Consider the following 23,965-nt stretch of genomic DNA (forward strand, 5'->3'; position numbering starts at 1 on the left):
GGCTACTCCGTAGGCGCCGGTCCGGGTACGGCCGGCGGGTAGAATCTTCGATGGCGGATCACCGGCATGCGTTGCCGGAGCGCCGTTTGTTCTTCACTGTCGCGTTCGGCCAGCAGCACCGCCTCGCCCTTGTCGCGCTCGGCGAGGATGCGCCCCCAGGGGTCGACGATGGCCGACTGGCCCCAGGTCTCGCGGCCGCGCGGGTGGGTGCCGCCCTGCCCCGCCGCCAGCACGTAGCACTGCGTCTCGATGGCGCGGGCGCGGATCAGCACTTCCCAGTGCGCCTGGCCGGTCACCGCGGTGAAGGCCGAGGGCGCCGTGATCAGCTCGGCGCCGGCCTCGCGCAGCCGGGTGTAGAGCTCGGGGAAGCGCAGGTCGTAGCACACCGTCAGGCCCAGCCGGCCGACCGGCGTGTCGGCCACCACCACCTGGCCGCCGAAGGCGTAGTCGTCGGACTCGCGGTAGCGGCCGCGGGCATCGGCGACGTCCACGTCGAACAGGTGCAGCTTGTCGTAGCGCGCCACCCGCTCGCCGCGCTCGTCGACCAGCAGCGAGCAGGCGTTGGCCTTGGCTTCGGGCTGGCCGTCCGGCGGCAGCGGCAGGGTGCCGGCGACTATCCACAACCTGAGGTCGCGGGCAGCGCTTTTCAACCAGGGCAGGATCGGGCCCTCGCCCAGGGCCTCGGCGCGGCCCAGCTCGGCCAGGTCGCGGCGGCCCATGGCGGCGAAATTCTCCGGCAGCACGGCGAGGCGCGCGCCGCCCTCGGCGGCCTGTTCGAGCAGGCGACGGGCGGCGGCGAGGTTGGCCGGGACGTCGTCCTGGCTGACCATCTGGATCACGGCGAGGGACATGCGTTTCTCCGACGACAGATGCGATTCATCCTAACCGATGCCCGCCGGCTCTGCTCACCGCGGTTTCTCGAACGGCTTGTCGAAGGCGATCTCGGGGTTCTGCCAGGGCCCCTTGACGCGGTACTGCACGCTGGCGAAGCGCGCCACCCTGTCGCCCAGCAGCTTGTCCACCACGAAGAGCGCGCCGCCCACCGCCGGCGCGCCGACGATGAGCGCGGCCAGCGGCAGGTTGTTGGTCAGCGGCAGGGTCACCAGCAGCTTGGCGTCGATCTGATCGTGGGCCAGGTCCAGGGTGCCGTTCATCTCGATGTTGCTGGACGGCCCGGTGAGCCTGATCGGCTCGCGGGTGAGGTAGACGCCATTGGTGGCGCCCAGCACGCCCTGCACGCGGTCGTAGCTCAGGCCCTTGCCGAACAGGTCGGAGAAGTCCAGGCGCAGGCGGCGGTTGATGGCGTTGAAGTTGAGCAGGCCGAACACCCGCAGGGCCTGGGCGCTGCCCTCGACGTCGACGAACTGGCCCTTGCGCATGTCGGCTTCCAGGCGTCCGCCGAAGCGGCGCAGGCTGATGTAGGCCGGCGAGCCGGGCCAGTTGCCGTCGATGTCCAGGCTGAAGCGGTCGCTGGTGGCGGTGGGGGCGAAGTCCCAGGCCTTGAGCACGTCGGCCAGGTTCCTGCCTTCCAGGCGCCCCTGGAAGGTGCTGCGCGTGGAGCCCACCGGGCCTTCCCAGCGCAGCGTCCCGCCGACCTTGAGGCCGCGCAGGTCGAGCTTGAGGCTGTTGAAGGCGATGCCGCTGGTGGTCGGGCGCACGTTGAAGCTCCAGGCGCCGATGGGCTTGCCGCCCTGGGAGATCTGGCGGATGGCCACGTCCATCGCCGGAATGCTGCGCGGGTCGACCTTTTCCAGCGGGTCGGGGGCGATGGTCGGCGCGGCGGCCAGGTCGTTGGTGGGGTTCTTCGGCAGGTCCAGGCGCGCCAGGTTGATCTGGATCGGTCGCTGGCCGCTGTCCGGGAACACCGCCTGGCCGGCCAGCGGGGCGCTGTCGACGCCCAGCTGCCAGCCGCCGGAAACCCGCGCCAGGTCGAGCTTGAAGTTGTCCAGGCTGGCGCCGAAGCCACGGAAGTGACCGATCTGCAGGTCGGCGCCGCGCAACAGGCCCTGGTTATCGCTGGGCACGCTGCCGATGCCGTACTTCTTCAGCACCGCCTGCCACTGCTCGACGTCCAGGGTGTCCAGGCTGCCGCGCACCTGCACCCCGCTCCAGTTGGGCAGCAGCGCCGGGTCGCCGCCCAGGCGCAGGGTGCCGCGGCCGCCCAGGGGTTTGTCGGCGGGGGCGGCGTAGGCCAGGCTGGCCACCTTGTCGTAGTTGGCCCAGTAGCGCCGCTCGGGGCCTTCGAGGGTCATGCGCCAGTCGCTGGCGCGGGTCTCGTCGGCGGCCTTGCCAAAGGGGGCCGGCAGGTCGATGGCCAGGCCCTTGAGGTCGGAATTGACCTGCAACTGGCTGTCATTGCCGTCGAGCAGCAGGTCGAGCTGGAACGGCAGGCGCCCGGCGGCCGGCACGGCCTGCTTCACGCCGCCCCAGTCGAGCAGGCTCTTCAGCGCCACCTGGCCGCCCACCAGCACGCGGGTGCGCGGCTTGCCCGGGCTACCCTCGGCGCGGATGCTGCCGCTGACGCGGCTGCCCAGGGCCTGGGCGCTGAGGCCCTTGGCGCTCAGGCCGCTGTTGGTGTCGTAGCGGAAGTCGCCCTTGAGCTGGGCCAGTTCCAGGGTCGGCTTGGCGATCTTCAGGCGCGCGCCCTCGGTGGCGAAGTCCACCACCACCCGCGCCTGCTTCGCCTGTTCCTTGGCCAGCGGGATGTCCAGGTTCAGGTGGCCCTTGAGCGGGCCCTCGCCTTCCCAGCCGGCGAAGACCTGCTGCACGCCCAGGGGCGAGTCCTGGAGGATCTTCAGGCCGTCGCCCAGGCTGCTGTCGACGTCGCCATCGACATGCAGGTGGGCGACTTCGCCCTTGGGCACGTGGGGAATGTCCACCTGCACGTCGCGGACCTGGCTCTGCAGGATGCGCCCGGACTGCGCGCGGATGCGCACGCCGCTGTCCTCCACCAGCACCTCGCCCTCGGCCTGGCTCAGCGCCGGCCAGCCCGGCTGGTAGTCCAGCTCGCCGTCGTGGACCTTGAAGTACAGGCTCATGACGTGGTCTTCCGGCGCCGAGCCCTTCTTCAGCGAGCCCTGCCACTGGAAGTAACCCTGCTCGACGCGCCCGCCCTTGATGGCGCTGGCCAGCCAGCGGGCCAGGTCCTTGTTCATCTCCGGCAGCACCGTGGGCAGGAACTGCGGGGTGTAGCTGCCGTCGCCGTCCTCCAGGCCCACGCGCAGGTCCATGTAGCTTTCCTTGTCGTGGTCGTGCATCAGGCGGATCAGCATGTCGCCGCCCAGGCGGCCGACGTCGCCCTCGACCTTCATCAGGTGGCTGCCGAGGGTGAAGGCCTCGTCGTCCCACTTCCAGAACAGCCGCGCGCTGGCGCTGCGGAAGCGCCACGGCTCGGGGAACAGGGCGGCCAGGTGGAGCATGAAGTCCTTGGCCGAGGCGTCCAACTGGCCGCCGCCGAGGTTGCCGCTGAAGGTGCCGTCGACGTTGGCCACCGCTGGCACCTCGTGGAAGGCGCTGACGCCGACCTTCTCCAGGTTCACGCCGTAGGCCAGGCGCTCGGCGCCCTGGCGCTGCGGCCACCAGTCGAGGTTGAGGTGGTGCAGCACGCCCTGCGGCGCCAGGCCCTGCAGCCACTCCACCGCCTTGTCCGGCAAGGGCGCCAGGCTTTCCACCACCGGCAGCAGCGGGCCCAGGTCCAGGCGGTCGGCGCGCAGGCGCCAGTGTTCTTCGCCGCGGGTCTGCCGGTTCAGCTCCAGCTCCGCCTCGCCCCAGCGCTTTTCGCCGAGGTTGGCCGCCAGATCGCTGACGCGCAGGCTCATTTCCTCGCCCTGGCGCTGGAAGTACAGCCCCACGCCGAGGTCGCCGACCTTCACCGCCTCGCGGCCATCGAAGGAGGCCTGCACCTGCGGCGCATTGAGCCTGGCCACCGCCGCGCTGGGCTGGCCCTTGTCGATGCGCGCCCAGAACTCGCCGCCGGCCTCCAGGCGCTGGATGCGCCATTGCCGCGTCAGGCTCGCTGGCAGCCACTTCGCCCAGTCGCTCTGCGGCAGGCTGAGGTAGGCGTCGGCCGAGCTATGCTTCCAGTCCTCGCGGTCGATGCGCGTGTCCACCCGCAGCGCCACCGGCTGGCCGTCGGGCAGGTTGAAGCGGCCGTCCAGGCGCTGGCCGAACACGCCGCTGTGCAGGGTCAGGCCGAGATAGGTCAGGTTGAGCGTCTGCCCCTCGCGCGGCAGCAGGCTCAGCTGGCTGTCCAGCAGCGACAGGCGGCGCGGCGTCAGCAGCAGGTCGACGAGCTGGCGCGGGTCGCTACCCTGCGGGCTGGCCGGCAGGCCCTCGACCTGCCAGTGGCCGTCCTCGCCCTCGCGCAGGCTCAGGTGCAGCCCCTGCAGTTCCAGGCTGTCGATGCGCGGCTGGCGCGCCAGCAGGCTGGCGGGGATGTCGGGGGTCAGGCGCACCTGCTCCAGGCGCAGGGCGTCGCTGCCCTCGCCGAGCTGGATGTCGCGCACCGTGATGATCGGGCCGAAGCCGCGCCAGCTGCCTTCCAGGGCGCCGATGCGCACCGGCATGTGCAGCCGCGCGCTGGCCTGCTCGGCCAGGTCTTCGCGATATTCCGCCACCAGCGGCGCCAACTGGCGCCCCAGGCTGACATACAGCGCCAGCAGCACCAGGCCCAGGGCGCAAAGCCCCAGGAGCAGGCGCAGCAGGCGGGCGAACAGGCGGCCGAAGCGGTCCATCTCAGCCGCGCGCCTCAGAGCAGGACCACGTCGTACTGCTCCTGGGAATACATCGGCTCGACCTGGAACTTGATGGTGCGCCCGATGAACATCTCCAGATCGGCGACGTTGCCCGACTCTTCGTCGAGCAGGCGGTCGACCACCTTCTGGTTGGCCAGCACCACGTAGGAATCGGCCTGGTAGGCGCGGGCCTCACGGAGGATCTCGCGGAAGATCTCGTAGCAGATGGTTTCCGGGGTCTTCAGCATGCCGCGCCCCTGGCAGCACGGGCAGGGCTCGCAGAGCACCTGCACCAGGCTTTCGCGGGTGCGCTTGCGGGTCATCTGCACCAGGCCCAGCTCGGTGATGCCGATGATGTTGGTCTTGGCATGGTCGCGCTCGAGCTGCTTCTCCAGCGTGCGCAGGACCTGGCGGCGGTGCTCCTCGTCCTCCATGTCGATGAAGTCGATGATGATGATCCCGCCGAGGTTGCGCAGGCGCAGCTGGCGGGCGATGGCGGTGGCGGCCTCGAGATTGGTCTTGAAGATGGTCTCTTCGAGGTTGCGGTGGCCGACGAAGGCGCCGGTGTTGACGTCGATGGTGGTCATCGCCTCGGTCGGGTCGATGATCAGGTAGCCGCCGGACTTGAGCAGCACCTTGCGCTCCAGGGCCTTCTGGATCTCGTCCTCGACGCCGTAGAGGTCGAAGATCGGCCGCTCGCCGGGGTAGTGCTCCAGGCGGTCGGCGATTTCCGGCATGAGTTCGTCGACGAACTGCGTGATCTTCTGGAAGTTCTCCCGGGAATCCACGCGGATCTTCTCGATGCGCGGGTTGACCAGGTCGCGCAGGGTGCGCTGGGCCAGGGACAGGTCCTCGTAGATCACCGTCGGCGCGCCGACCGTCTGCATCTGCGCATCGATCTGGTCCCACAGCCGGCGCAGGTAGCGGATGTCGGCGAGGATCTCGTCCTCCCCGGCGCCCTCGGCGGCGGTGCGCAGGATGAAGCCGCCCTTCTCGACGATGCCCTCGGCCTCGACGCACTTGGCCACCACCTGCTTGAGGCGCTCGCGCTCCTGCTCGTCCTCGATCTTCAGGGAAATGCCGACGTGGCTGGTGCGCGGCATGTACACCAGGTAGCGCGAGGGGATCGACAGGTGCGTGGTCAGGCGCGCGCCCTTGGTGCCGATCGGGTCCTTGGTGACCTGCACCACCAGGCTCTGGCCCTCGTGGACCAGGGCGCCGATGCTTTCCACCGCGCTGCCCTCGCGGGTGGAGATTTCCGCCGCGTGGATGAAGGCCGCACGCTCCAGGCCGATGTCGACGAAGGCCGCCTGCATCCCCGGCAGCACGCGGACCACCTTGCCCTTGTAGATGTTGCCGACTATCCCGCGGCGCAGCGTGCGCTCGACGTGGACTTCCTGAAGGACACCGTTTTCCACCACCGCCACGCGCGATTCCATCGGCGTGATATTGATCAGGATCTCTTCGCTCATGCGCCCTTCCTTATCGCGCCCGTGTGCAGCGCTACTTCTTCAAGACTGCCAGCAAGGGATCGCGAAGTCAGCCAACAGTTCCGCGGTCTCGCACAGGGGCAGGCCGACCACCCCGCTGTAGCTGCCCTCGACGCGGTTGACGAAGATCGCCGCCAGCCCCTGGATAGCGTAGCCGCCCGCCTTGTCCTGGGGCTCGCCGGTGGCCCAGTAGGCCTCGGCTTCGGCCTCGGAAACATTGCGGAACGATACCAGGCTGGTCACCACCCGCACCTCGCAGCGGTCGCGGTCGGCCACCGCCACCGCGGTCAGCACCTGGTGCTGGCGGCCGGACAGCGCGCGCAGCATGGCCAGGCTGTCCTCGCGGTCCGCCGGCTTGCCGAGGATGCGGCCGTCGAGCACCACCGCGGTATCGGCGCCGAGCACGCAGACGTCGGGTCTCTGGGCAAGCATAGTCAGTCCGGCCAGGGCCTTGCCGCGCGCCAGGCGCTCGACGTAGGCGGCCGGCGTCTCGCCGTCCTGCGGGGTTTCGTCGATATTGCCGGAAACCAGGTGGAAGGACAGGCCGATCTGTGTCAGCAGCTCACGCCGGCGCGGCGAGCTGGAGGCCAGGTAAAGCTGGGGCATCTGCGACTCCCGGAAGAGTCCCGGCCGCCCCTCCCCCGGCCCGTGCCAGGTGGGAAGCGGCGGGACGGCTATTAGTAGACCTTCAGGCGCTGGCCCAGGCCCTTGAGCAGCACCAGCACCCAGGGCCAGAGCAGGCCGCTGACCAGCGCCGGCAACAGGAAGGCCAGGGTCGGCGGACGGTTGCCGGTCAGGGCGTTGAGCCACAGCTGCACCAGCTGCGCCAGGCCGTAGACCACCATCAGCACCAGGCACTGCTGCCAGACGGGGTACAGGCGCAGGCGCTGCTGCAGGGCCATGACCAGGAACACGATGAAGCTGAGGATCAGCGCGTTCTGCCCGAGCAGGCTGCCGTACAGCACGTCCTCGGCCAGGCCGCAGACCCAGGCGGTGACCATGCCCACCCGCTGCGGCACCATCAGCACCCAGAAGGTGAGGAACAGCGCCAGCCACAGCGGCCGGCCGATTTCCGTGAAGCTGGGCATCGGCGCCACCGACAGCAGCAGCGCCAGCAGCAGGCTGACCCAGATCAGCCAGCCGTTGCGCGGTCCTTGGGCAGGCATCAGTGACGGTTCCTTTGTGGCGCGGCCTGGGCCGGCGCCGGCGGATGCGCGGGGGTAGCGGCCGGCGCGGCGGGTGCGGGTGCCGGAGCGGCGCCCTGGGCCGGGGCAGCCGGAGCGGCAGGCGTGGCTGGAGCGGCAGGCGCAGGCGCGCTCGGTGCCGGTGCCTGGCCGGCGGCCTCGGCGGCCTTGCGGTCGGCCTCGGCCTGGGCTTCGGCGGCCTCGGTGGCGCGCTGTTCGGGGGTGCGGCTGTCGCTGAACACCAGCAGCACGTAGCGGCTGCGGTTCATCTTCGCGGTGGGCACGGCGCGGATCACCGCGAACGGCTGGCCGGAATCATGGATGACTTCCTTGACCACCGCCACCGGGTAGCCGGCCGGGAAGCGCTGGCCGAGGCCGGAGCTGACCAGCAGGTCGCCTTCCTTGATGTCCGCGGTGTCGGCGACGAAGCGCAGTTCCAGGCGTTCCGGGTTGCCGGTGCCGACGGCGATGGCGCGCAGGCCGTTGCGGTTGACCTGCACCGGGATGCTGTGGGTGGTGTCGGTGAGCAGCAGCACGCGGGCGGTGTAGGGCATGACCTCGACCACCTGGCCCATCAGGCCGCTGGCGTCGAGCACCGGCTGGCCCTGGAACACGCCGTCCTTCGAGCCCTTGTCGATGAGGATGCGCTGGGTGAAGGGGTTGGGGTCGACGCCGATCAGCTCGCTGACCAGCACCTTGTCGTCCACCAGGGCGGCGGAGTTGAGCAGCTCGCGCAGGCGCACGTTCTGTTCGGTCAGGGTGGCCAGCTTCTGCAGGCGGCGCTGCATCAACAGCGACTCGGCCTTCAGCCGTTCGTTCTCGGCGAGCAGCTCGCTGCGGCTGGTGAACTGGTCGCGCACGCCTTCCCAGGCGCGCACCGGCAGGTCGGCCACGCCATAGAAGGGGGTCAGCACCAGGCCCATCTGGCTGCGCACGGGCTTGAGGTAGTCGAAACGCGCGTCGACCACCATCAGGCCCACCGAGAGCACGGCGAGCACCAGCAGGCGCACGCCCAGCGAGGGCCCTTTGGAGAATAGCGGTTTGATGACCAGCTCCTAGCTGATTGAAGGCGGTTGATGTTTCGCCGCGCGCGACAAAACGTCAACCACCCTCAAGGCTCCCACCTCACTCGGTGGAGAGCAGGTCCATGGAGTGACGGTCCATCATGTCCAGCGCCTTGCCGCCGCCACGGGCCACGCAGGTCAGCGGGTCTTCGGCGACGATCACCGGCAGGCCGGTTTCCTGGGCCAGCAGCTTGTCCAGGTCGCGCAGCAGGGCGCCACCGCCGGTCAGCACCAGGCCGCGCTCGGCGATGTCCGAGGCCAGCTCCGGCGGGGACTGCTCCAGGGCGCTCTTGACCGCCTGGACGATGGTCGCCAGGGATTCCTGCAGGGCTTCCAGGACCTCGTTGGAGTTCAGGGTGAAGCTGCGCGGCACGCCTTCGGCCAGGTTGCGGCCGCGGACGTCCACCTCCCGCACTTCGCCGCCGGAGAAGGCCGCGCCGATCTCCTGCTTGATGCGCTCGGCGGTGGATTCGCCGATCAGGCTGCCGTAGTTGCGGCGCACGTAGGTGACGATGGCTTCGTCGAAGCGGTCGCCGCCGACGCGCACGGATTCGGCGTAGACCACGCCGTTCAGCGAGATCAGGGCGATCTCGGTGGTGCCGCCGCCGATGTCGACGACCATCGAGCCACGGGCTTCCTCGACCGGCAGGCCGGCGCCGATGGCCGCGGCCATGGGCTCCTCGATCAGGTACACCTCGCGGGCGCCGGCGCCGAGGGCCGACTCGCGGATGGCGCGGCGTTCCACCTGGGTGGACTTGCACGGCACGCAGATCAGCACGCGCGGGCTGGGCTGCAGGAAGCTGTTCTCGTGCACCTTGTTGATGAAGTACTGCAGCATCTTCTCGCAGACGCTGAAGTCGGCGATGACGCCGTCCTTCATCGGGCGGATGGCCGAGATGTTGCCCGGGGTGCGGCCGAGCATGCGCTTGGCCTCGGTGCCGACGGCGACCACGCTCTTCTGGTTGCCATGGTTGCGGATGGCCACTACCGAAGGCTCATTGAGGACGATGCCGCGTTCGCGCACATAAATAAGGGTATTGGCAGTGCCCAGGTCGATCGACAGATCACTGGAGAACATGCCACGCAATTTTTTGAACATGGAAAGGGAACCCTGGACGATGCGTGGGTGAAAAATGCGCGGGTAAAAAAGTGCGGCAAACTCTAACAACGACGGGGATTTTGGGCAAGGCGGCATTGTGTTAAATTGCTTGACTTTCAGCGCCTTTGAGGCCTGTCCCCGCGGTCCCTGGGACCGCCCGCCGCGGGTTCCGTTCCCCCGCCTACGTTTCGTCCGGCCATGCGTCCGATCGACGCTGGCAGCTCTAGCCTGGAGACCCCCGATGGCGCTTGACCGCTCCGACGTGGAAAAAATCGCCCACCTGGCCCGCCTGGGCCTGGCGGAAACCGACGTCCAACCGACCACCGCGACCCTGAACAACATCCTCGGCCTGGTCGACCAGATGCAGGCGGTGAACACCGACGGCGTCGAACCCCTCGCCCACCCCCTGGAAGCCACCCAGCGCCTGCGCCAGGACCTGGTGACCGAAAGCAACCAGCGCGAGGCCTACCAGGCCATCGCACCGGCCGTGGAAGACGGCCTGTACCTGGTTCCGAAAGTGATCGAGTAATAAGGAAGGACACGGACCCATGCTGCACCAACTGACCCTCGCCGAAGTCGCCCGCGGCCTCGCCGACAAACAGTTCTCCGCCGAAGAGCTGACCCGTGCCCTGCTGAGCCGCATCGAGCAGCTCGACCCGCAGCTCAACAGCTTCATCAGCGTCACCGCCGACCAGGCTATCGCCCAGGCCAAGGCTGCCGACCAACGGCGCGCCAATGGCGAGACTGGCGCCCTGCTCGGCGCGCCCATCGCCCACAAGGACCTGTTCTGCACCAAGGGCGTGCGCACCAGCTGCGGCTCGAAGATCCTCGACAACTTCGTCTCGCCCTACGACGCCACCGTGGTCGAGCGCCTGGCCGCCGCCGGCGCCGTGAGCCTGGGCAAGCTGAACATGGACGAGTTCGCCATGGGCTCGGCCAACGAATCCAGCCACTACGGCGCGGTGAAGAACCCCTGGGACACCAGCCGCGTGCCCGGCGGCTCCTCCGGCGGCTCGGCCGCGGCCGTGGCCGCGCGCCTGATTCCGGCAGCCACCGGCACCGACACCGGCGGCTCGATCCGCCAGCCGGCGGCGCTGACCAACCTCACCGGGATCAAGCCGACCTACGGCCGCGTCTCGCGCTGGGGCATGATCGCCTACGCCTCCAGCCTCGACCAGGCCGGCCCGCTGGCCCGCACCGCCGAGGACTGCGCGCTGATGCTCGGCGCCATGGCCGGCTTCGATCCCAAGGATTCCACCTGCGTCGACCAGCCGCTGGACGACTACCTGGCCGCCCTGGGCAAGCCCCTGGCCGGCCTGCGCATCGGCCTGCCGAAGGAATACTTCGGCGCCGGCCTGGACAGCCGCATCGCCGACGCCGTGCTGGCCGTGGTCGAGCAGCTCAAGCAACTGGGCGCGCAGGTCAAGGACATCTCCCTGCCGAACATGCAGCACGCCATCCCGGCCTACTACGTGATCGCGCCTGCAGAGGCCAGTTCCAACCTGTCGCGCTTCGACGGCGTGCGCTACGGCTACCGCTGCGAGAACCCCAGGGACCTGCAGGACCTGTACAAGCGCTCCCGCGCCGAAGGCTTCGGCGCCGAGGTGAAGCGCCGCATCATGGTCGGCACCTACGCGCTTTCCGCCGGCTACTACGACGCCTATTACCTGAAGGCGCAGAAGATTCGCCGGCTGATCAAGAACGATTTCGTCAGCGCCTTCGCCGACGTCGACGTCATCCTCGGCCCGACCACGCCGAATCCGGCCTGGAAGCTCGGCACCAAGAACGACGACCCGGTCGCCCAGTACCTGGAAGACATCTACACCATCACCGCCAACCTCGCCGGCATCCCCGGGCTGTCCATGCCCGCCGGGTTCGTCGATGGCCTGCCGGTGGGCGTGCAACTGCTCGCCCCGTACTTCCAGGAAGGCCGCCTGCTCAACGTCGCGCACCAGTACCAACAGGTGACCGACTGGCACAAACAAGCACCGGCTGGATTCTGAGGACGACGCACATGCAATGGGAAACCGTGATCGGGCTGGAAATCCACGCGCAGCTCGCCACCCAATCGAAGATCTTCTCCGGCAGCGCCACCACCTTCGGCGCCGAGCCCAACACCCAGGCCAGCCTGATCGACCTGGCGATGCCCGGCACCCTGCCGGTGCTCAACGCCGAGGCGGTGCGCATGGCCTGCCAGTTCGGCCTGGCGATCAACGCCGAAATCGCCGAGCGCAACGTCTTCGCGCGCAAGAACTACTTCTACCCGGACCTGCCCAAGGGCTACCAGACCAGCCAGATGGACCACCCCATCGTCGGCAAGGGCTTCCTCGACATCACCCTGGAAGACGGCACCGTCAAGCGCGTCGGCATCACCCGCGCGCACCTGGAAGAGGACGCCGGCAAGAGCCTGCACGAAGACTTCCACGGCATGAGCGGCATCGACCTGAACCGCGCCGGCACGCCGCTGCTGGAGATCGTCTCCGAGCCGGACATCCGTTCGGCCAAGGAAGCGGTGGCCTACGTCAAGGCGATCCACGCGCTGGTGCGCTACCTGGGCATCTGCGACGGCAACATGGCCGAAGGCTCGCTGCGCTGCGACTGCAACGTCTCGGTGCGGCCGAAGGGCCAGGCCGAGTTCGGCACCCGCGCCGAGATCAAGAACGTCAACTCCTTCCGCTTCATCGAAAAGGCCATCAACCACGAAGTGCAGCGGCAGATCGAGCTGATCGAGGACGGCGGCAAGGTGGTGCAGGAAACCCGCCTGTACGATCCGAACAAGGACGAGACGCGCTCCATGCGCAGCAAGGAAGAAGCCAACGACTACCGCTACTTCCCCTGCCCGGACCTGCTGCCGGTGGTGATCGAGCGCAGCTTCCTGGAAGAGCTGCGCGCCGGCCTGCCGGAGCTGCCGGACCAGAAGCGCGAGCGCTTCGAGAGCCAGTACGGCCTGTCCGCCTACGACGCCAGCGTGCTCTCGGCCAGCCGCGAGATGGCCGACTACTTCGAGCAGGTGCAGGGCATCTGCGCCGATGCCAAGCTGGCGGCCAACTGGGTGATGGGCGAGCTGTCCAGCCTGCTCAACAAGGACGGCCTGGAGATCGAGCAGTCGCCGGTTTCCGCCGAACAGCTGGGCGGCATGATCCTGCGCATCAAGGACAACACCATCAGCGGCAAGATCGCCAAGATGGTCTTCGAGGCCATGGCCGCCGGCGAAGGCTCGGCCGACCAGATCATCGAGGCCAAGGGCCTGAAGCAGGTCACCGACACCGGCGCCATCGAAAAGATGCTCGACGAGGTGCTGGCGGCCAACGCCGAGCAGGTCGAACAGTACCGTGCCAGCGACGAAGCCAAGCGCGGCAAGATGTTCGGCTTCTTCGTCGGCCAGGCCATGAAGGCCTCGAAGGGGAAGGCCAACCCCGGGCAGGTGAACGAACTGCTGAAGAAAAAGCTCGAAAGCTGAGCCCATTCTTCCTGACGCCGGGCTTGCCCGGCGTTTTTTCGTCCGGAGGTTCGATGCTGCGTTCCCTCGCCCTGCCTGCCCTGCTCTGCGGCCTGGCCCTGCTGGCCGGTTGCGCCAGCTCGTCCTATGAAAGCGGCTCGGCGCGCGGCTACCGCGCCGAGGGCACCGCGTCCTATTACGGCCGCGCGCACCATGGGAAGAAAACCGCCAGCGGCGAGCGCTTCGACCAGCACGCCCTGACCGCCGCGCACCGCAGCCTGCCGTTTGGCACGCGGCTGAAGGTCACCAACCTCGACAACGGCCGCAGCGTGGTGGTGCGGGTGAACGACCGCGGGCCCTTCGGCCGCGGGCGGATCATCGACCTGTCGCGGGCGGCCGCGGAACGCCTCGACATGTTGCGCAGCGGCACCGCGCCGGTGCGCCTGGAAGCCATCGATTAGGAGCACCGAACATGACCGACAAGCGCAAGGCCGGCGAACAGGTTCGCCGCGAAGTGATGGGCGACGCCTTCGTCGACCGCGCCCTGAACAACGCCACCGACTTCACCCAGCCGCTGCAGGACTTCGTCAACGAAAACGCCTGGGGCAGCGTCTGGTCCCGCGACGGCCTGCCGCGCAAGACCCGCAGCCTGATCACCCTGGCCGCCCTGACAGCGCTGAAATGCCCGCAGGAGCTGAAAGGCCACGTGCGCGGCGCGCTGAACAACGGCTGCACGGTGGAAGAAATCCGCGAGGCGCTGCTGCATTGCGCGGTCTACGCCGGGGTGCCGGCGGCGATCGATGCCTTCCGCGCGGCACAGGAAGTGATCGAGGCGTGGCAGGGGGATCAGAAGGCCTGACGGGCGCGGGCCTTGCCCGCGAATCGCGCGCAGGGCGCGCTCCTACATAGGCATGGTGTTGGGGCAGCCCGTAGGATCTCATCCGCGAATCGCGCCGATACGTCCAGCTATCGCGGACAAGGTCCGCTCCTACGACAGCCGGAACGCCGGAGACCGCGGCCAATGGCGGATAACCGGGAGCTCCGCGATTCCAGCTCGCTCCGAACGGTCCCCTCTCCCTTCAGGGAGAGGGTTAGGGAGAGGGAGCGGAGTCAGGGTTGGCAGAGGTGTGTGGGCGAAGTCCGTAACCCTCTCCCCAGCCCTCTCCCTGAAGGGAGAGGGAGCCTGTCCTGAGCAAGCTCAAGGTCAAGAGTCAGCCGGCAACCCCGGCGCTTTCGTAGGAGCGAGCTTGCTCGCGAACCCGCCTCGCAGCAAAACCGTTCGCGAGCAAGCTCGCTCCTACGACAGCCGGAACGCCGGAGACAGGGCCAATGGCGGATAACCGGGAGCTCCGCGATTCCAGCTCGCTCCGGACGGTCCCCTCTCCCTTCAGGGAGAGGGTTAGGGAGAGGGAGCGGAGTCAGGGTTGGCAGAGGCGTGTGGGCGAAGTCCGTAACCCTCTCCCCAGCCCTCTCCCTGAAGGGAGAGGGAGCCTGTCCTGAGCGAGTTCAAGGTCAAGAGTCAGCCGGCAACCCCGGCGCTTTCGTAGGGAACGCTTTTGCTTACGGCTTCCAGCTTCCAGCCTCCAGCCGCCCTTACGGATAACTGAACCGCTTCACCAACGTCAGCTCCCCTGGCTGGCGCATCGGCACCAGGAAGCTCTCCTGCTTCTCGTTCGGCGTGCCCTCCTCCGTCACTATCGTCACCCTGGCCGTGGTCAGCGGCTGGGCGGCTTCCACGTCGCCACTCTCGCTGTCCTGGCTGTAGCCGCCGCCGAAGTAGTTCACGTAGACCAGGTACGCCCCCTTCAGCGGCGTAGGCGTGGCGATGATTTCCGGGCCGTAGCCGGTGGTCACGTCGACGTCCTGGGTGGCGCCGTTGGGCAGGCTGCGGTTGCCGTACCAGACGTGGCCGCCGTCGGGGGTCACCAGGTGCAGGTCGAGGTCGGTGTTGTCGCTGTCCCAGGACAGCATCACCCGCAGCTTGGCCGGCACCTCGCCGCCGCCACCGCCGTGGTAGAACTGCACGCGCTTGCGCTGCTGGCCATCGGGGCTGATCACTTCCAGGCTGTTGCTGCCGGCCGGGAACGCGTAAGGCCTGTCGAAGCCGCCGTCTTCGCCGATCTTCAGCGGCATCGACACGCCGTTGACCACCAAAGTCGCCGGCTTGTCCTTGGCCGCGTTGGCGATCTCGCCCTTGATCCGCGCGGTCATGGCCTGGTCGGCCGGGGTGTTCACCGAGGCTGCCGGGTAGTTCACCCTCTGCCGGAAGTTGGCGCCCTCGCCGTTGCCGGGGCGCCAGCCGCCCAGCGGGGCGTCCAGGCGAATGCCCGGCTCGGCGGCCTGGGCGAGCCCGGTGATCAGGAGGAGGAACAGGCAGGGACGCAGCTTCATGGCGGTCATTCCAGTATCAGGCGGCGGGCGAGGCTTTCGACGAAGCCCTCGTCCTGGCCGTTGGGGTGCGCCTGGAAGGCCAGGTGCAGGTATTCGTGGGTGAGGTCGAGGCGGTCCTGCAACGAGTACAGGCCGCGCACGTAGATGCGCTGGCGCTCGCGGTCGACGTAGGGGCGCCCGGACGCCAGTTGGCACACGGCGAAGCTTTGCAGTTCCTCGTAGCCCGGCTCACCGTCCAGCTTCGTGCGCCACGCGCGGCGCTGCTTGCGCAGCCAGTCCTCGGCCGCCGGCAGCGGCTGGCAGGCGGCCACCGGGTTGTTCCAGGCGCTGAGGCTGGCCTGCGGGAAGGCGCGGGCGAGGATGGCGTCGAAGCGCAGGCCGTTGGTCGCCTGGGCCTTGGCGTCCTGCCAGGAGAGTTTCGCCGGGCCGGCCTGGTCGGCGTGGTAAGTGACCGGGCTGCCGGCCAGTACCAGTCCATCGGTGAAGGCCGCCACGGCGCGCATCTGCGCCGTGGCCGGGCGCGGCGCGACGCGCTGGCGCTGGCTGCTGTCAGCGATGCTCAGGCACTCGCCGCGCTGCCCGGCGTTCTGCAGCAGGTAGCTGCGGATGGCCACGGCCAAGGCGCGGGCGGCCTCGACCGGAGTTGCCGCGGCTTCGCGCTGCAGCACCCGGGCGACGTATTCCTCGCGGTCCAGGCGCGCCACCAGTTGCGGCTTGCCGTCGCGCTGCAGGAAGAGTTCGCCGTCGCTGTGGATATCCAGGTCGTTGCCGTTCGCGAAGCTCACCCGGTAGCTGCCGCTGAGGCCGCCGGCCGCCGCCGGGCGGCCCTGGACGTCGAAGACCTCGCGCAGCGGGTAGCGCTCGAACAGCGCCACCGCCACGCAGCGCCCCGGCTCGCGCGGCCAGGGCGCCGGCAGCGCGGCGCCGAGGGCTTCGGCGTAGTGCGCCAGCACCGTCTTGCTGGTGCCGGGCCCGGAGGCCCAGACCGCCGAGCCGTCCGCCAGCCAGCCGGCGAAGCCGCCGCGGCGGGACTGCGGGTCGTGCTCGTCGAGCCAGCTCCAGGTCTTCACCCGCAGGCGCCCGCCCAGGCTGGCCAGGGCGCGGCCGTCGTCGGCGTTGACTACCACGTCGAGCAGCACCCGGCGCGCCTCGGCCTGGGCCGGCAGGCGCGTCAGCATGTCGAGCAGTTCGGCCACCGGCACTTCGGTCTGCGGCTGCAGGCGTTCAAGGTCGAGCAACCAGGCCGGCGCCTGGCGTTCCTGCCAGTAGCGGCGCCAGGTGGCGGCGTCCAGGCCGAGGCGCGCCGGCTGGTAGTAGAGGCCGCAGGACTTCACCAGCGCCTGGTCGCGGCCGATGCTCTGCCCGGCCGAGCAGCAGTACACCTCCTCGCGGGACTGGCCCTTGCAGGCGTACTCCGGCTCGTGCCGGTCGTTGTCCACCAGCCAGGCGAAGACGAAGAGTTTCCACAGGCTGCCCAGCGGCGTGCGCAGGTCCGCCGGCAGGGGCTCGCGGGCGAGCACCTGCTGCTGGTCCAGATGCAGCAGCAGGTCGCCCTGGGGGCTGCGCCAGGCCAGCTCGACGGGCGCCTGCGCCGCCGCGCACAACGGCAGCAGAAGCAGCAGCCAGGCCAGGCGCCGTCCCATTTACTGCACCTTCACCTTGGCCAGCGCCGGGTGCTGCTCCAGGGCCTGCTCCGCCGGCGCGTACATGCGCACATAGCGCGCCGGCGGCAGAGCGAACTCGCCCTTCTGCGAGAAGCGCACCAGGTGGCGGAAGCGCAATTCGCCGGCCAGGCTGTCCACCGGGATACCGTAGTGCAGGTCGCCCGGCTCGTTGCGCGCGCGTTCCAGGCTGGTGGCCTCGGTACCACCCAGGCCGCTGACCTGGATGCCCCAGGTGGTGCGCTCGACGTCGGCGCCCGGCGGCAGAGGCACTTCCAGCATGCCGTAGCGCAGCGCGGTGGGCTGCTCGGTCTTGACCGTCACTTCGTCCAGGTACAGCTCGTCGCTGGACAGCGGCTTGTCGCCCAGTTCCTCGACCTTGAACTCGAAGGCCTTGTCCCCCGGCACCAGGCGCAGCAGGCGGCGGCTGATGCTCACCGGCAACTGGCTGGCCGGGGCCTCGGCGCTGCGGTAGCTGAGAGAGGCATTGAGCGGGCGCGACGGCGGAGTCTGCAGGGTCAGCTCGGCGGGTACTCCCTGGCCTTGCCACTGCCAGTAGCGCTCGCCACTGGGGCCCTGCTGCTCGGCCCAGTCCTTGCCCGGCTTGAGCGGTTCGGGAGCCTGCGCCTGGGCCAGGGCGCGCTGCAGCCAGGTCAGCGCCAGGGCGCGTTCCAGGGTCGACTGCTGCGGCCCCAGGCGCGCCAGCAGGGCGCGGGCGCGGTTGACGTCGGGCGCCGCCAGCGACAGCTGCACCGCCTGGGCGAACGGCTGGTCGCTGCCGTTGACCTTCAGCCGCGCGCCGTCCAGCTGCTTGGCGAAGGCCGCCGGCAGCGGCACCTTGGCCTGCTGCGCCAGGTTGTTGGCCAGCACCCGCGCCACGGCCAGGCCGAGGCTGGAGTCCGGCTCGGCCATCACCAGGCTGACTTCGGCGTCGGCCGGCAGCTTCGCGTCCTCGCCCTCCCCGGCCTTGGCCAGGTCGTCGAGCAGGCCGCCGACCAGGGTCTGCACCGGCAGCTGCATGTCGCGGGCGAAGCCGAGGATCAGCGCGCGTTGCAGCAGCGGCGTCTGCTCGGCCAGCTTGGCGTAGAGGTCGAGCACGCGCTGCCAGTGCTCCGGCGGCAGGCTGATCTGCAGCGCGCGGCTGGCGTGCCAGTCGGCGTAGTAGGCGTAGGCGGTGAGGAAGGCGTCGCTGTCGGTGTTGTCGCCCCACCAGGTGAAGTAGGCGTTCGGCCCGGCCATCTGCACCAGGCGCAGGCGGCTGTTCTGCATGATCAGGCGCAGGCGGTCGCGCACCCGCGGCTCGCCCTCGGCCAGCAGCGGGTAGGCCACGCTCAGCGGCAGCAGGCGGCTGGCGGTCTGCTCGACGCAGCCGTAGGGGTAGGCCAGCAGGTCGTCGAGGCTGCCGCGGAACAGCGCGCTGGCGCTGTCGTCCAGGCGCAGGCGGATGTCGCGGGCGTCCGCCGGCAATTGCAGCGGGCTGTTCTGCCCGGCCAGTTGCAGGCTGCGCGCTTGCAGCACCTGCCAGCCGTCGGCGGCCAGGGCGAAGCGCACGGCCAGGCTGTCGCGCGTCTGGCCGTCCTGGCGCAGCTCGGCGCTCCACTCGCCGTCGCTCAGGGCCTGGGCCGGCAGGCGCACGTAGTTCACGCCCTTGGCCAGCTCCAGCGCCTGGGTCTGTTCCTGGCCGGCGTAGCGCACCAGCAGCTCGGCCTTGGCCTGCTCGCCCTGGTTGAAGACGAACAGGCCGAGGTCCGGCTTGTCGCCGGCGCGGAAGCGCTTCGGGCCGCTCCACTTCAGGTACAGCGGTTTTTCCGAGCGGATGAACTGCTTCTTCTGGCCGACCTGGCCGTCGCCGTCCATGGCCCGCGCGGTGATGCGCCAGCGCGTCAGCGAATCGGGCATGCGGAAGCTGAAGCGCGCCTTGCCCTCGGCGTCGGTGACCAGCTTGGGCTCCCAGGCGGCGGTGTCCACGTCCTCGCGGCGCGGCCGTTCCAGCACCTTCACCCCGCGCTCGCTGCGGTTGCTGCGCCCCGGCGCGCTGGCGCTGCCCGGCAGGGCCACGTCGTAGCTGATGAACGACAGGCTGGCGCTGGTGCGCACGTTGTTGCGCCGCGGGTGGTAGAAGAACTGGTCGATGCCGGGGGCGATCTCCGGTTGCAGGGCATAGATCATCTCGTCCACCACGCCAACCGCCACCTGGCTGGACACCGGCTTGCCGGCATAGGTGGTGGAGAGGTCGACGGTCACGGTGTCGCCCGGCTCGTAGCGTTCCTTGTCGGTGGCGATGGCGATTTCCACCTGCGGCACCGTCACCTTGATGCCGGCGTTCTGGAAGCTGTAGTCGCCGCCGCGGGTGTAGAGCACGGAGAAGGTCAGGTTCGGCGAGAAGTCCGGCTTCACCGGGATGCGCGCGCGGTACTGGGTGGGGTTGAGCTTCTCCAGCTTCAGCCAGTCGCCGCCCTTGGACAGCAACGCGGTGGCCTCGACCTTGTCGCGCTCCAGCGACAGCAGGGCGTCGTCCACCGGCTCGGGGAAGGTGATCAGCGCCAGGGCTTCGTCGCCGGCCTGGTACTCGGCCTTGTCGAGGACGATTTCCACGGTGCCGGGCACTGCCTTCACGCCCTCCCCGCTCACTGAGTGACCGGTGCCGCCGAGCAGTTGGCCCTGGGCGTCGCGCAGCTCGATGCTGTAGGTGCCGGGCTTGTCGAAGGCGATGACGAACTTGCCGTCGCCAGCCTCGCCGTCACCCGTGGAGCGGTCTTCAAGACGCACCCAGCGATAGCTCTTGGGCTTGAGTTCGGTGGGCTGCTCCGCCGCGTAGCTGAACTCGACCTTGTCGCCCACCGCGCTGAAGCGCTGCGGCGCGGCCAGGCGGTAGCGCGCGGCGCCGCGCTCGATGAGGATTTCCTTGCTGGTCTTCACCCGGTAGGCCGCGCCGTCGCTGGCGAACACCGTCAGCAGGTAGCGGCTGGGCTTGTCCGCCGCCGGCAGTTCGAGGGCCGCGCGGCCCTGGGCGTCGGTGGCAAGCTCGGTGCTGCTCAGCTCCACCGGGAACTGGCCGAGGTACTGCAGCTCGTTGTCCACCATGGACAGCTGCTGGGCGCGCAGGCTCAGTTGCAGCTTGGCGTTGGCCACCGGCTTGCCGTCCGGGTAGAGCAGGATCAGGTTGCCCTTCACCGCTTCGCCGGTCTTGAAGTCCGGCTTGGCCAGGTCCAGGGATATCTCGAAGTGCGGCTTGATGTACTCGGCCACGCGGAAGGCGCTGCTGTAGGTCTGCCCGCGGTAGTCGAAGCGCAGCTCGTAGCCGCCGGCCACGGCATTGCTGGGCAGCTGGAAGCGGCCGTTGGCGCCGGCCTTGGGGTCCATCTGCAGGTCGAGGGTCTGCAGCGTGGTGCCGGCGGCGTCGATCACGCTCAGCTTCACCGGCGCGGCCTGGGGCGCGGCGGAGTCGCGGGCGTTCTTGAATTCGCGGCCGTAGATCTTCAGCGCCACCCAGTCGCCCGGGCGGTACAGCGGGCGGTCGGTGAAGGCGTAGAGCTTGGTGTCGTAGATTTCGCTGTCGTAGTAGAAGTTTTCCGAGACGAAGACGCCGCCCTCCTTGTCTTCGCCGATCACGAAGGAGCGCTCGGGGCTGGCGTGCTGCAGGCGCAGCAGGCCCTCGGCGTCGGTGCGGCCGCTGCTCATCACACCCAGGCCGTCGGTCCAGAGCACCTGGGTATCCGGCACCGGGGTGCCTTCGTGCTTGCGCGCCGACCACACCAGCAGCTCGTTGCCGGCGATCTTGCTCACCGCCACGGTGCTGGAGACGAACACCACGGTGGTGGCGCGGTACTTGCCCACCAGCGCCTCGACCAGGTACAGCCCCGGCTTGAGCTTGCCCAGCGGCACGTAGACGTTGCCCGGCGAGACGTTGATGAACTCGCTGGAGGAGCCGGCCAGCTTGACGTCGGCCGGCGGCTCTATGGGCTTGGCGTCCCACAGCGGGTAGCGGAACTGCTCGACCAGCGGCAGACCGGGGATCGGCGCGTACTGCGGCTGGGCGTCGTAGGGCGTGGGTGCGGCCATAGCCTGGCCCATCTTCAGCTCCGGCACCACCTCGGTGACCTGCTTGCGCGACTCGTAGGAGAAGGCGCGCTGCATCACCCGCCGCGACTTGCGGTACCAGTTGTCCCACAGGTAGGCCAGGGTGTTGGACAGCCCCTCGCCCCTGAACTGCCCCTCGGCCAGTACCCGGTGCAGGTTCTTCTGGCGCTTGAGGAAGTCCAGCGGCTTGTCGATGCGGTAGACGCGCATGTCCACCCCGCCGTAGGCCTCCATGCGGTAGCGGCGGTAGTCGCGGCCCGGCGCCTCCAGGCGCACGCGGGCCTGCTCATCGGGGGCGAAGCTGCTGTCGGCGAGCAGGAAGAACGACTCGCCGCTGATCGGCGCGTAGTTGCTCGCCGGCACCTCGTCGTCGGCCCACGCCTGCGCCGGCGCGCCCGCCAGCAGGCCGCCCAGGGCCAGGCCGGCGCACAGCGCGAGCAGCTTCATCGGGCGAGGAACGACAAGCGGTACACGCCGACGAAGTTGGGGTTGGCAGGGTCGGGTATCCATCGGGTGTCCTTCCATGTCATGAGTTGTTGCAGGCTGACCGAGCGCATGCCGTTGTCGGTCGGCGTGCTGGTACCGGTGTGGTAGGCGATGTTGCGGCCCATCCAGATCATCAGGTGCTGGTCGTCGCCCTGGTCGAAGAAGATCAGGTCGCCGGGCCGTGCCTGGTTGAGGTCGCGGCCGACGAGGGTGCTGTTGTACTGGATCAGCTTGATGGCGTTGACGTAGGGGCCGACCTGGCCGCCGCCCTGCCGCCAGTTCTGCGCCAGGGCGCGCTGCTCGTCGCTCAGCGCCAGCTCCGGCGGCAGGTAGCGGTTGGACAGGCCGTTGGCGCGCAGCCACTTGGCGTCGTGGGGCTTGAGCGCCTCGTTGGCGGCGAAACGCACCAGGCCCGCGCAGTCCTGCTGGTGCCAGCGCGGGCTGGGGCCCTGGCGCAGCTGTTCCTCGGCGATGCGCACGAACCAGGCGCGGAACACCTGGGACTGCTGCGGGTCGAGCGACACGCTACCGGCCTGTGCCGCCTGGGCGGCCCACAGGCCGAACGCCAGCAGCAGGGCGCGTGCCGTCACAGCGCGCGCCACTGCAGCGGCAGCCATTGCCAGGGTTGTTCGGCGCGGCTGCCGGCGGGCAGGCCGAGGGCGTAGCCGCCGTGCCCGGCCAGGGCCTTCAGGCGCGGCAGCAGCAGGCTGTCGGCGGCGTTGCGGAACACCGGCTCCATGTCCTGCGGCAGGCTCTCCAGGGTTTCGCGCTGGAGCAGCGTGGACAGCGACTGCGGCGCCAGGTAGGCCGGCACCAGGGCGTCCTTGGGCAGCACGTCGGCCAGCGGCGGGAAGCGCTTGTCGAGGGTGCCCAGGGCTTTGTCCAGCAACTGGTCGTCGAGGGAGAACAGCAGGGTGCTGCCCTGCCGCGCCAGGCCGACGCGGAAGAAGCCGCGGCCGCTGACGGCGTCCGGGTCGGCCGCATCGGCAGCGGCGTACTGGCCGAAATTGGAGCTGACCTGGCGCAGCCACTTGTGGGTCTCGCCCTGGTTCTGCTCGTCCACCGGGAAGTTGCCGCCTTCGGCGTTGGCCTCGTAGGCGCCCACCAGGCTGTCGAACAGCCTGCCCAGGTCGGCGTCCAGTTCCGGGCCGGGCGGCGCGCTGAGCGTGGCCACCAGCAGCGGCGTGTACAGGCGCGAGTCGGCGTACCAGCACAGGCCGGCGGCGCCGGAGAGGTGTTCGGAGAAGGCCGCGGCCATCTTCTGCTCGGCGCCCAGGCGCACCAGCAGGCTGTCGTACAGGCCCGGGGTCAGCGGCAGCGCCACGCAGGCGCTGGCACCCATGGGCATGGCCTGCCACACGGGGCTGAAGTCGAGGTCCGGCTGGCGCTCCACCGCGTTCAGCGCCAGGTAGCTGCTCCAGCCCTTGGCATCCTTGTCGAAGCGCACCCCGGCGAAGGCCGGGATGAAGCGCTGGTAGCCCATGGCCAGGGCGCCGGCGCCGAGGCTGATGCGCTGGCTCAGCTCGCCGCGCGGACCCAGGCCGAAGGCGCGCGGGAAGGCGTCGTCACCGCCGAGCAGAGCAGCCAGGTCGGCGCTGACCTGGGCATCGGCCGCGCCAGGCTCCTCGTCGCTGGCGTCGGGGAACAGCATCTTCGGGTTGGACAGCAGCACCAGGTAGTCGCCGCTGGAGGCGAACAGCAGGGTCTTCTGGGCGTTGTAGCGCAGGCGATAGACACCGGTGCCGCCCTTCAGCTCGCCGACCTTGCGCAGTTGGCTGTCGTCGGCGGCGATGTGCGCCAGCGGCTCCAGCAACTTGGCCAGGCCGCCGCGCTTCATCACCACCAGGAAGTCGCGCAGGCGGCCGTCGGCGCCACGCCACAGGGCGACCTGGGCCGGCTGGTCAAGCAGTTCCTCGACCAGGCTGTCCTTCAGCGTCAGGTCGTGCTCGTAGACGATGCGCCGCAGGCTGCCGGCCAGGCCGAGGCGGTCGCCGTCGTTCTCGTAGTAGAAGACGAAGTCCTCGGTGAGGGTGTCGCGCAGCAGCGGCACCTCCAGCAGTTCCTTGGGCAGGCGGGCGAGCGAGGCGCTTTCGATGAGCGCGTCCGGGTGCCTGATGTCGCGGCCCGGGGCATTGGCCGGCGGCGCCTCCAGCCCGGCCAGCGGGCCGCTCGGCGGCGCCAGCCAGACGTAGCGCGCCAACAGGCCGCCGAGGACCAGCAGGGCCAGCACCAGGCCGCCGAAGATCAGCGGCCAGCGCTTCACCGGTGCGGCTTCGGCGGAAGGAGTGGGGCTGGGAGTGGTGTTGTCGCTCATGCTTGCTCGATCCCGTTTCATCCC

General features: G+C 69.5%; 17 protein-coding genes. 5 read left to right on the top strand and 12 right to left on the bottom strand.

From position 1 onward, the window contains the following. Window positions 1-2: 2 nt before the first annotated feature. The 7 genes from PM1_RS25050 to mreB all read right to left on the bottom strand — a co-directional run bounded on the left by PM1_RS25050 (window position 3) and on the right by mreB (window position 9,570). Window positions 3-851, bottom strand: a complete 849-nt coding sequence (locus PM1_RS25050; protein WP_009617777.1) for a carbon-nitrogen hydrolase family protein — start codon at window positions 849-851, stop codon at window positions 3-5. 54 nt (window positions 852-905) lie between these two features. Then, the gene (locus PM1_RS25055) at window positions 906-4,733 is read right to left on the bottom strand and encodes a YhdP family protein (RefSeq protein WP_009617775.1); all 3,828 of its coding nucleotides are present in this window, start codon (window positions 4,731-4,733) and stop codon (window positions 906-908) included. Window positions 4,734-4,747: 14 nt separating this feature from the next. Next, complete coding sequence (rng, locus tag PM1_RS25060; RefSeq protein ID WP_009617773.1) at window positions 4,748-6,205, bottom strand: ribonuclease G; 1,458 nt, start codon at window positions 6,203-6,205, stop codon at window positions 4,748-4,750. A gap of 39 nt (window positions 6,206-6,244) precedes the next feature. Next, window positions 6,245-6,829, bottom strand: a complete 585-nt coding sequence (locus PM1_RS25065) for a Maf family protein (RefSeq protein WP_009617771.1) — start codon at window positions 6,827-6,829, stop codon at window positions 6,245-6,247. 71 nt (window positions 6,830-6,900) lie between these two features. Next, on the bottom strand, window positions 6,901-7,389 hold the full coding sequence (gene mreD / locus PM1_RS25070; RefSeq protein ID WP_009617770.1) for a rod shape-determining protein MreD: 489 nt from the start codon (window positions 7,387-7,389) through the stop codon (window positions 6,901-6,903). Then, the gene (mreC, locus tag PM1_RS25075; RefSeq protein ID WP_082816257.1) at window positions 7,389-8,453 is read right to left on the bottom strand and encodes a rod shape-determining protein MreC; all 1,065 of its coding nucleotides are present in this window, start codon (window positions 8,451-8,453) and stop codon (window positions 7,389-7,391) included. Before mreC ends, mreD begins: the two co-directional genes overlap by 1 nt. A 79-nt stretch (window positions 8,454-8,532) precedes the next feature. Then, window positions 8,533-9,570, bottom strand: a complete 1,038-nt coding sequence (mreB, locus tag PM1_RS25080; RefSeq protein ID WP_009617768.1) for a rod shape-determining protein MreB — start codon at window positions 9,568-9,570, stop codon at window positions 8,533-8,535. A 241-nt stretch (window positions 9,571-9,811) separates the two neighbouring features. Here mreB and gatC point away from each other — a divergent pair, with 241 nt between their 5' ends. Genes gatC through PM1_RS25105 form a run of 5 tightly spaced genes read left to right on the top strand, consistent with a single transcriptional unit; the run spans window position 9,812 to window position 13,868 of the window. Next, window positions 9,812-10,099: an Asp-tRNA(Asn)/Glu-tRNA(Gln) amidotransferase subunit GatC gene (gatC, locus tag PM1_RS25085; protein ID WP_009617767.1), complete on the top strand. Its 288-nt coding sequence runs from the start codon at window positions 9,812-9,814 to the stop codon at window positions 10,097-10,099. Window positions 10,100-10,118: 19 nt separating this feature from the next. Then, a complete protein-coding gene (gatA, locus tag PM1_RS25090; RefSeq protein ID WP_009617766.1) occupies window positions 10,119-11,573 on the top strand; it encodes an Asp-tRNA(Asn)/Glu-tRNA(Gln) amidotransferase subunit GatA in 1,455 nt (484 codons plus the stop codon). A gap of 11 nt (window positions 11,574-11,584) precedes the next feature. Then, window positions 11,585-13,030: an Asp-tRNA(Asn)/Glu-tRNA(Gln) amidotransferase subunit GatB gene (gene gatB, locus PM1_RS25095; RefSeq protein ID WP_009617765.1), complete on the top strand. Its 1,446-nt coding sequence runs from the start codon at window positions 11,585-11,587 to the stop codon at window positions 13,028-13,030. Window positions 13,031-13,083: 53 nt separating this feature from the next. Further along, window positions 13,084-13,470, top strand: a complete 387-nt coding sequence (locus PM1_RS25100; protein ID WP_009617764.1) for a septal ring lytic transglycosylase RlpA family protein — start codon at window positions 13,084-13,086, stop codon at window positions 13,468-13,470. Between the two features lie 11 nt (window positions 13,471-13,481). After that, complete coding sequence (locus PM1_RS25105; RefSeq protein ID WP_009617763.1) at window positions 13,482-13,868, top strand: carboxymuconolactone decarboxylase family protein; 387 nt, start codon at window positions 13,482-13,484, stop codon at window positions 13,866-13,868. A gap of 734 nt (window positions 13,869-14,602) precedes the next feature. Here PM1_RS25105 and PM1_RS25110 read toward each other — a convergent pair. Genes PM1_RS25110 through PM1_RS25130 form a run of 5 tightly spaced genes read right to left on the bottom strand, consistent with a single transcriptional unit; the run spans window position 14,603 to window position 23,941 of the window. Continuing rightward, window positions 14,603-15,400 (bottom strand): YfaP family protein, encoded by a 798-nt coding sequence (locus PM1_RS25110; RefSeq protein WP_009617762.1) that lies wholly within the window; start codon window positions 15,398-15,400, stop codon window positions 14,603-14,605. A gap of 5 nt (window positions 15,401-15,405) precedes the next feature. Continuing rightward, window positions 15,406-17,043 (bottom strand): DUF2300 domain-containing protein, encoded by a 1,638-nt coding sequence (locus PM1_RS25115; RefSeq protein ID WP_009617761.1) that lies wholly within the window; start codon window positions 17,041-17,043, stop codon window positions 15,406-15,408. Further along, entirely contained in the window at window positions 17,044-21,588 is a 4,545-nt protein-coding gene (locus PM1_RS25120; RefSeq protein ID WP_009617759.1) for an alpha-2-macroglobulin family protein, read from the bottom strand. Further along, window positions 21,585-22,244 carry a DUF1175 domain-containing protein gene (locus PM1_RS25125; RefSeq protein WP_043299978.1) on the bottom strand — a complete coding sequence of 220 codons (660 nt, stop codon included), beginning with the start codon at window positions 22,242-22,244 and terminating at the stop codon, window positions 21,585-21,587. Before PM1_RS25125 ends, PM1_RS25120 begins: the two co-directional genes overlap by 4 nt. Then, window positions 22,214-23,941: a DUF2138 domain-containing protein gene (locus PM1_RS25130; protein ID WP_009617757.1), complete on the bottom strand. Its 1,728-nt coding sequence runs from the start codon at window positions 23,939-23,941 to the stop codon at window positions 22,214-22,216. The genes PM1_RS25125 and PM1_RS25130 overlap by 31 nt, the downstream gene beginning before the upstream one ends. Between the last annotated feature and the right edge of the window lie 24 nt (window positions 23,942-23,965).

The organism is Pseudomonas sp. M1 (genome assembly GCF_022760135.1).
GTDB classification, from domain to species: Bacteria; Pseudomonadota; Gammaproteobacteria; order Pseudomonadales; family Pseudomonadaceae; genus Pseudomonas; species Pseudomonas citronellolis.